The following is an 8,614-nucleotide window of genomic DNA, read 5'->3' as shown; positions in this document are numbered from 1 at the left end:
TAATAATATGAGCAATAATACGAGCAAGATTGAAGATTTTTTGGCAGAACTGCGGCGGCAGAATATAGAACTATGGCTTGAAGGGACAGATTTACGGTACAAGGCGGCGAAAAATGCCTTTACTCCAGCTTTGATGGCTCAACTTAAGGAACGTAAAGCTGAAGTTGTACAATTTTTTCAACAGATTCAGCAGGCTAAAAATTCTACACGCTCTAATTTAACTTCGATTAAGCCAGTACCTAGAGATCAGCATTTACCATTGTCTTTTGCTCAACAGAGACTTTGGCTCATCGATCAGATTACGGCTAATAAGTCAGTCTATAACGTACCATTAGCCTATCGGATGACAGGCAATCTAGATATAGAGATATTTTCACAAAGTTTACAGGCGATCGCCCAACGCCATGAAAGTCTACGAACGGCTTTTAGCGTGATCGATCAACAGCCTGTCCAAAATTTCGCGAACCATCTAGAAATTGATTTGCCGATGATTGATCTGCAATCCTTGACAGCAAGTGACCAGAAACAAGAATTAAATAGATTAGCTGAAATTGAAACTAAAACACCCTTCGATCTATCCCAAAGTCCATTACTCCGCGCCAAGCTATTACGTCTAGCCTCAGATGATCATATATTCTTGCTGACAATGCACCACATTATTTGTGATGGCTGGTCGTTAGATATTTTCTTTCGAGAATTAGGTCTGATTTACGAAGCTTTAGCCCAAGGTAAACCCTCACCATTACCGCCCTTATCGATTCAGTATGCTGATTTTGCGGTATGGCAAAGAGAATGGCTACAGGGTGAAGTTTTAGATACTCAACTATCCTATTGGAAAGAACGGCTTCGTGATGTTAATCCTTTGCTGCAACTAGCTACAGATCGCCCCCGTCCAACCGTGCAATCCAATGCAGGCGATCGCCAAATCTTCTATCTATCAAAATCTCTATCAGATGCACTCAAAGCCTTAAGCAATGGTGAAGGCGTAACTCTGTTTATGACCTTACTAGCGGCATTTCAAACTCTGCTTTATCGCTATACAAGTCAAACCGACATTTTAGTGGGCTGTCCGATCGCGAATCGGAACCGCAGCGAAATTGAGAACCTTATTGGCTTTTTTGTGAATACCTTAGCCCTAAGAGCCAATTTCAGCGATCATCTCACTTTTAAAGAACTTCTCCATCAAACCAAAAAAGTTACCCTTGAAGCATACGCCCATCAAGACTTACCCTTTGAAAAATTAGTAGAAGAATTGCAGCTAGAGCGAGACTTGAGCTTTAATCCGATTGTGCAAGTGACCTTTGCGCTTCAGAGTGCGCCTTTGCTAGCGATTGAGTTATCAAATCTCCAGTTAGCCCCTCTCAAGGATATTAAAAATAAAGTCATCAAATTTGACTTAGAAATAAATGCTTGGGAAACGAGTGCAGGTTTAGTCTTAGACTGGGGTTATAACAGCGATCTATTTGATAGCGCCACGATGCTACGCATGAGCCAGCATTACCAAAATTTGCTAGAGCAGATCGTTGGCGATCGCGACACCCCGATCCATACAATTCCCATCTTAACTGTCGCTGAACAGCAGCAAATCCTAGAGATATGGAATGCTAATGCAACCACTTATCCACAAGAAAAAAGTATCGCTGCCATCTTTGAAGAACAGGTAAAGGTAAGGGGAGAAGCGATCGCCGCAAGATTTGGACAAACCGAGATTAGTTACGCGGAACTAAATAGCAGAGCCAATCAGCTAGCCCATTATTTGCAAAACAAGGGAATCAGAGAACAGGAATTAGTAGGTATCTGTGTTAACCAAAGCATCGAGATGCTGATAGGTCTTTTGGGGATCTTGAAAGCAGGAGCAGCCTATGTGCCTTTAGATCAAGATTATCCTGACGATCGCTTAGAACTAATGTTGACCGATGCAGGGGTGAGATTCGTCATCACTCAGCAACAGCAAGCAGAGCGCTTTGCCAAGCATGGACATGAGATTATTTGTCTAGATAGTGAATGGGAGGAAATTAGCCAAATTCCTAACTCTTGCAATAACCCGCAGAATCAAGCTACAGGCAACAGTCTCGCCTATGTAATTTATACTTCAGGCTCGACAGGTAAACCCAAAGGCGTAGAAGTCGAACAGAAGGCAATTTCGCGTTTAGTAATCAACACTAATTACATTAATATTGGGATCGAAGATCGGATCGCACAGGCTTCTAACGCATCCTTTGATGCTGTAACCTTTGAAATATGGGGAGCATTACTCAATGGCGTGATGGTAATTGGGATTAGTAAAGAAACAGTCCTTACACCTGAAAGCTTAGCAGCAACTATTCTAGAGCAGAAGATCACGACTCTCTTCTTGACTACCGCCCTATTCAATCAAATTGCCCGACAGAAACCCGAAACCTTTGCTCCCTTAACAAATCTTCTCTTCGGTGGCGAAGCTGTCGATGCGGAGTCAGTACGCATAATCATGGCGAAGGGCAAGCCTACTAGACTCCTCCATGTATATGGACCAACTGAGAACACGACCTTTTCCACATGGTACTTAATCGACCAGATTGCACCTAACGCGATCAGTATTCCTATTGGTCAGGCGATCGCTAATACCCAAACTTATATCCTCGATCGCCACCAACAGATAGTCCCCGTTGGTGTAGTCGGTGAACTATATGTTGGAGGAGATGGCTTAGCGAGAGGCTATCTAAATCGCCCTGAACTCAATGCAGAGAAGTTTATTTTCAATCCCTATGGGCGATCGCCTTTGGAGCGATTGTATCGCACTGGCGATCTTGCCAAATATACTGCCGATGGCAATATTGAATTTATGGGACGCATTGATTTCCAAGTCAAGATTCGTGGATTTCGCATTGAAATTGGGGAGGTTGAATCTGCGATCGCCCGCCATGAACTTGTACAGGATGTAATTGTGATTGCCAAAGACGATCCCCTTGGCAATAAATCCCTCATTGCCTATGTGGTTGCTAAGCCAGAAACAGAGCTAACTACTAGTCAATTACGCAACTTTCTCAAAGAGAACTTGCCCGACTACATGATTCCTGCTGCTTTTGTGGTAATGGACAAGTTACCTTTGACTCCCAATGGCAAAGTGGACAAAAAGGCTCTACCTTCACCTGAAGAGATGCGATCGCAAGCAGTCGATGATTATGTCATGCCCCAAACGGCAGCAGAACGCTTAATCGCTTCAGTATGGCAAGAAGTTTTGCAAATAAACAATGTCGGCATCTATGACAACTTCTTTGAAATTGGCGGTAATTCCTTGCTGTTAGTCCAAGCCTATAGCAAATTACAAAATCTGTTTGGTTCCCAAGTATCAATGGTAATCCTGTTTCGCTATCCCAATATCCATGCCTTAGCTGAGCATCTCAGCCAAGGCTTACCAGAAGCACCTGAGCCTAACCGTGCCGAAAATCGGAAAAGTCGTCAAGATTTGATGAAGCAACAGCGTCAAAACCGATTGAAGTCACGTTTACCCAATAGCCATGACTCGTAAGAAACTGTCCAGATCTCCCCCAGCCCCCCTTGTAAAGGGGGGAGAATTTTCTTCTTCCCCCTTTACAAGGGGGATTGAGGGGGATTTCTTAGCATCTTTGACCGCAGAAAGTAATTCTTAAATGGTTTCTAAGGTTGGTGTGCAGCATCAGCAAGCATTTAACAACAGAATTGAAAAGGATAGATTAATATGGCTTTACATGAAGATAATATTCGCGATTCCGATATTGCCATCATTGGCATTGTGGGACGCTTCCCCAAAGCGAATAATGTTGAGGCATTATGGAACAATCTTCGTGATGGTGTAGAGTCGATTTCCCAATTTTCTGATGCAGAGCTAATCGCCGCAGGTATCGATCCAGAGCTACTAAGTCAACCTAATTATGTCAAAGCGAATGGACTCTTAGAAAATGTTGATCTGTTTGATGCGAATTTCTTCGGCTTTAGTGCTAAAGAAGCAGAAATAGTCGATCCTCAACATCGCTTATTTCTAGAATGTGCATGGGAAGCCTTAGAAAATGCAGGCTACGACCCTGAAACCTATCAAGGGGCAATCGGGGTCTATGCGGGGACTGGTACGAATAGCTATCTCTACAACAATCTCGTACCGATGATGCAGAACCTTGATGCAACCGTCGCTTTTCAAGTTTTTCTAGGTAATGATAAGGACTTCGTAGCAACGCGAACTTCCTATAAACTCAATCTCAAAGGACCAAGCATCAACGTCAGTACCGCTTGTTCCACTTCTCTCGTAGTTGTGCATTTAGCCAGTCAGAGCCTACTGAGCGGTGAATGTGACATGGTGCTAGTTGGCGGCGTATCCGTCAGAGTTCCTCAAAAGACAGGTTATCTCTATCAACAGGGAATGATTTATTCGCCCGATGGTCATTGTCGCGCCTTTGATGCCCAATCTCAGGGAACGATCGGCGGGAATGGCGTAGGTGTGATCGTACTGAAGCGCTTGACCGAGGCGATCGCAGATGGTGATTACATTCATGCGGTGATTAAAGGGTCGGCAATTAACAATGATGGTGCGATGAAGGTGGGCTATACCGCGCCTAGTGTCGAAGGACAGGCGGCGGTAATTGCCGAAGCTCAGGCGATCGCTGAAGTTGATGCCGACACAATTACCTATATCGAAGCCCACGGTACGGCGACAGATCTGGGCGATCCCATCGAAATTGCGGCGCTCACCAAAGCTTTTCAACAAAGCACCGATCAAAAGGGCTTCTGTGCGATCGGTTCTCTCAAAACTAATGTCGGGCATCTAGACGCAGCCGCAGGGATTGCAGGGGTAATCAAAACCGTCCAAGCCCTCAAGCATAAACAAATCCCCCCCAGCTTGCATTTTGAAACTCCAAATCCCAAGATTGATTTTGCTAATAGTCCTTTCTATGTCAATGCCAAACTTAGAGAATGGGAAGCGATCGCCCCAAGAAGGGCTGGAGTAAGTTCCTTTGGCATTGGTGGTACTAATGCCCATGTGATTTTGGAAGAAGCGCCAGCACTTTCTCCTTCTGGCGAATCACGTCCCTATCAATTGCTACTGCTTTCGGCAAAAACTGCCACGGCATTAAATCAAGCCCAAGCCAATTTAGCGAGCTATCTTCGGGCAACCGCCGACGCACTCAATCTTGCAGATATTGCCTTCACCCTAAAAGTAGGACGGCAAGCCTTCGAGCATCGACGGATGCTAATTTGTGAGAATAATAGCGCCAAAATTCAAGAGGCGATCGCTGCCTTAGAGAGTAACGATCTGCAAAAGGTTTTGAGCCAGTTTACGGATTTAAAAACTCGCCCAGTAACGATGATGTTTTCGGGGCAAGGTTCTCAATATGTGGGCATGGGGCAAGAGCTTTATCGACATGAACCAGTTTTTCAGGAACATCTCGATCGCTGTTGTGATTTATTAATTCCCCACTTGGGACTAGATTTGCGCCAGATTTTATATCCTGTAGCAGGTCGGACAGAGGAAGCACAGCAACAGTTACAACAAACAGCGATCGCTCAACCCGCAATTTTTGCGATCGAGTATGCCTTGGCACAACTATGGATATCTTGGGGCGTAAAACCTCAAGCGATGATCGGGCATAGCATTGGCGAATATGTGGCGGCTTGCCTCGCCCAAGTTTTTGATCTAGAAGATGCCATCAAGCTTGTGGCGGCAAGGGGCAGATTAATGCAACAGTTGCCCGCAGGGGCGATGTTAGCCGTCTCTTTATCAGCAACCGAAATCGCTCCCTTCCTCACCCCCGATCTAGCCATCGCCGCCATTAATACCCCATCATCAACGGTATTAGCTGGTTCTTTAGAAGCGATCGCCAATCTCGAAAAACAACTCGCAGCCAAGGAATTAAATTATCGCCGCCTTCATACCTCCCATGCTTTCCATTCAGCGATGATGGAACCGATGCTACCTGATTTTCTGACTCTATTAGCCAAAGTTAATCTTCATCCTCCCCAAATTCCCTATGTCTCTAACGTCACAGGTACATGGATTACCAAAACCGAAGCCACTGATCCACAATATTGGCTGAGACATATTCGCCAAACCGTAAAATTTGCGGAAGGTTTACAACAAATTCTTAAAGAGCCACAAAACTTACTGTTAGAAGTTGGCGCAGGGAAAACTTTAAGCACTTTGGCGCGTCAACAGGTAGCGCGATCACCTCTGAATATTTTATCTTCTCTGCCTCATCCTCAAGATACCCAATCAGATTTAGCTTTTCTATTTACTACCCTCGGTCAGCTATGGCTCGCAGGTGTTCCCATCGACTGGACAAGCTTTTACATCGATGAAGATCGCCATCGTATTCCCTTACCCACCTATCCCTTTGAGCGTCAAAGCTACTGGATTGAACCCAAGCAAACGGCGATCGCCTTAGCTAATCTAAATCAATCAACAGCCGAGGAAATTAGAAAACCTGATATTTCGGATTGGTTCTATATTCCTGCATGGAAACAATCAGTTTCACCCATTGCCGAACTGAGTTTATTGCCTCGCGATCTAGGCTGGTTAATCTTTGTCGATGACTGTCAACTCAGCGATCTCCTGATCGAGTGCCTCAAGGCTGAGCAGCAAGATATAACTACAGTCACGATTGGTAGCGAATTTGCAAAATTAGGCGATCGCAGTTACAGCATTAATCCCAGTCAATCATCTAACTATGAAAACTTAATTCGAGAATTAAGGGATAATCTCCAAAGTCGCGGCAAAAGATTAAGTCACATTATCCATTTATGGAATGTGAATAGAAAGCAACTTACTGTCGATGATGTCTTGAAAGATGAGCATCAAGTTTTAGATCTGGGACTGCATAGTCTGATTTTTACCACTCAAGCCTTAGGTAATCACTTCTCATCTGAGAATTTAGATATCGTCGTGATTTCCAATGATCTACAAGAAGTCACAGGCACAGAAAATCTCTGTCCCGAAAAAGCGACTCTACTGGGGGCAGTGCAGATCGTGCCACAGGAATATCCAAATATTCGTTGCCGCAGTGTGGATATTACGCTAGGAGCCGAAAATCAACCCAATGCGAAATTGGCTGAGCAATTACTACGCGAAATTATTACGCCCACCTCGGATGTGGCGATCGCCTATCGCGGCAACTATCGATGGGTACAGCAATTTGAGCCACGCCAATTTCCTGCAAATCCCTTAACTGCATCGAATTACCAAACTCCCAATTGTCGGATTAGGGAGTCAGGAGTCTATCTGATCACAGGCGGCATGGGCGGTATGGGGCTTGCCTTTGCTAAATATCTAGCCGAAACAGCTAAAGCCAAGTTGATCTTAATTGGGCGATCGCCTTTTCCCGACCATCAAGACTGGTCAAATTGGTTAGATACCCGCGATGAGGAAGATGAGACTTCTCAAAAAATTAAGCAACTGCAAAGTATGGAAGCTTTGGGTGCAGAAGTATGGGCAATTAGCGCTGATGTATCCAATCTTGAACAGATGCAAGCAGTAATTACCCAAGCAGAGCAGCGCTTTGGCAAGATTAATGGCGTACTCCATGCCGCAGGTGTCCCCGACTATGGCGGCGTAATTGCTCGGCGCGATCGTACCACCATCGCTCCAGCCTTAGCGCCAAAATTCAGAGGGACTCTGGTATTAGATCGACTATTGCAGGATACGCAACTGGATTTTCTCTTACTCTGCTCTTCCCTCAGTTCTCTATTGCATGGCATTAAATTTGGAGAAGTCAGTTATTGTGCGGCAAATGACTTTCTCGATGCCTATGCCTATGCGAAAACTGCGCGAGACAGTACTTTTACAGTGGCAATTAATTGGACTGACTGGAAAGAGGTGGGAATGTCCGTAAATGCTGCCAAGCGATCACCTAAATCAACAAGCCAAAATGAGGCTGAGACAATGATCCTTGATGGACCATCTCCAGCAGAAGGCGTAGAAATTTTTAAACGAGTTTTACAAAGCCCTAGTCCTCGCGTTGCTATTTCAACTCAAGACCTACTGCAATTAATTGAGCGTTATCAGTCCCTATCCATAGCCTCATTCCAAGAAGCCTCAGAGGAAAATACTAGCTCTCAAAGCTATCATCCCCGACCTGAACTAGCTAATGCCTATGTCTCCCCCCGTAACCAAACTGAACAGGCGATCGCCAAGATTTGGCAACAGATTATCGGTGTTGATCGCGTAGGAATTTACGATAATTTCTTTGAATTAGGAGGCGATTCTTTAATTGGCTTACAAGTCATTGCTAAATTGAATCAAGAGTTCAAGTCAAATATTCCCGTCGCCACCCTCTATAAAGCACCAACCGTCGGTACCATCGCGGAAGTTGTTAATCCCACAACCACCGAGAGCGATCCCACTAAGCAAAGACGAGATCGTGGCGAAAGGCGACGCGAAAAGAGACTACAGAAATAATACCAAAAACTAACCCCTTACTGGGGTAATACCAAATCACAAAAGAGAGGCTACAGATAGAGCATCAAGAATGGAAGCCCAACCGACAATAGAGGCAATGACAGATTTAGTCATCTCAGAGAGACGATTCTTGACTAAAAGCCGCAACTCATCCATATTTTTGGGCAAAGCAAATCGTAACCCTTGCTTCAGGTGCAGMGGGTGGGACAAATA

General features: G+C 44.8%; 2 protein-coding genes. Both read left to right on the top strand.

The window, feature by feature from the left end; genetic code table 11:
* Positions 1-7 precede the first annotated feature (7 nt).
* Positions 8-3,508: a non-ribosomal peptide synthetase gene (locus B9G53_RS09780; protein ID WP_094531648.1), complete on the top strand. Its 3,501-nt coding sequence runs from the start codon at positions 8-10 to the stop codon at positions 3,506-3,508.
* 189 nt (positions 3,509-3,697) lie between these two features.
* Positions 3,698-8,401: a type I polyketide synthase gene (locus B9G53_RS09775; protein WP_094531646.1), complete on the top strand. Its 4,704-nt coding sequence runs from the start codon at positions 3,698-3,700 to the stop codon at positions 8,399-8,401.
* Positions 8,402-8,614 lie beyond the last annotated feature (213 nt).

The organism is Pseudanabaena sp. SR411, from assembly GCF_002251945.1.
Lineage (GTDB): Bacteria > Cyanobacteriota > Cyanobacteriia > Pseudanabaenales > Pseudanabaenaceae > Pseudanabaena.
The sequence above is the reverse complement of the archived record's forward strand: the minus strand, read 5'-3'. Positions and strand labels throughout refer to the sequence as shown.

Excerpts from the sequence above, each read along its gene's own strand:
- B9G53_RS09780 (WP_094531648.1), top strand. The coding sequence starts at position 8 with ATGAGCAATAATACGAGCAAGATTGAAGATTTTTTGGCAGAACTGCGG.
- B9G53_RS09775 (WP_094531646.1), top strand. The coding sequence starts at position 3,698 with ATGGCTTTACATGAAGATAATATTCGCGATTCCGATATTGCCATCATT.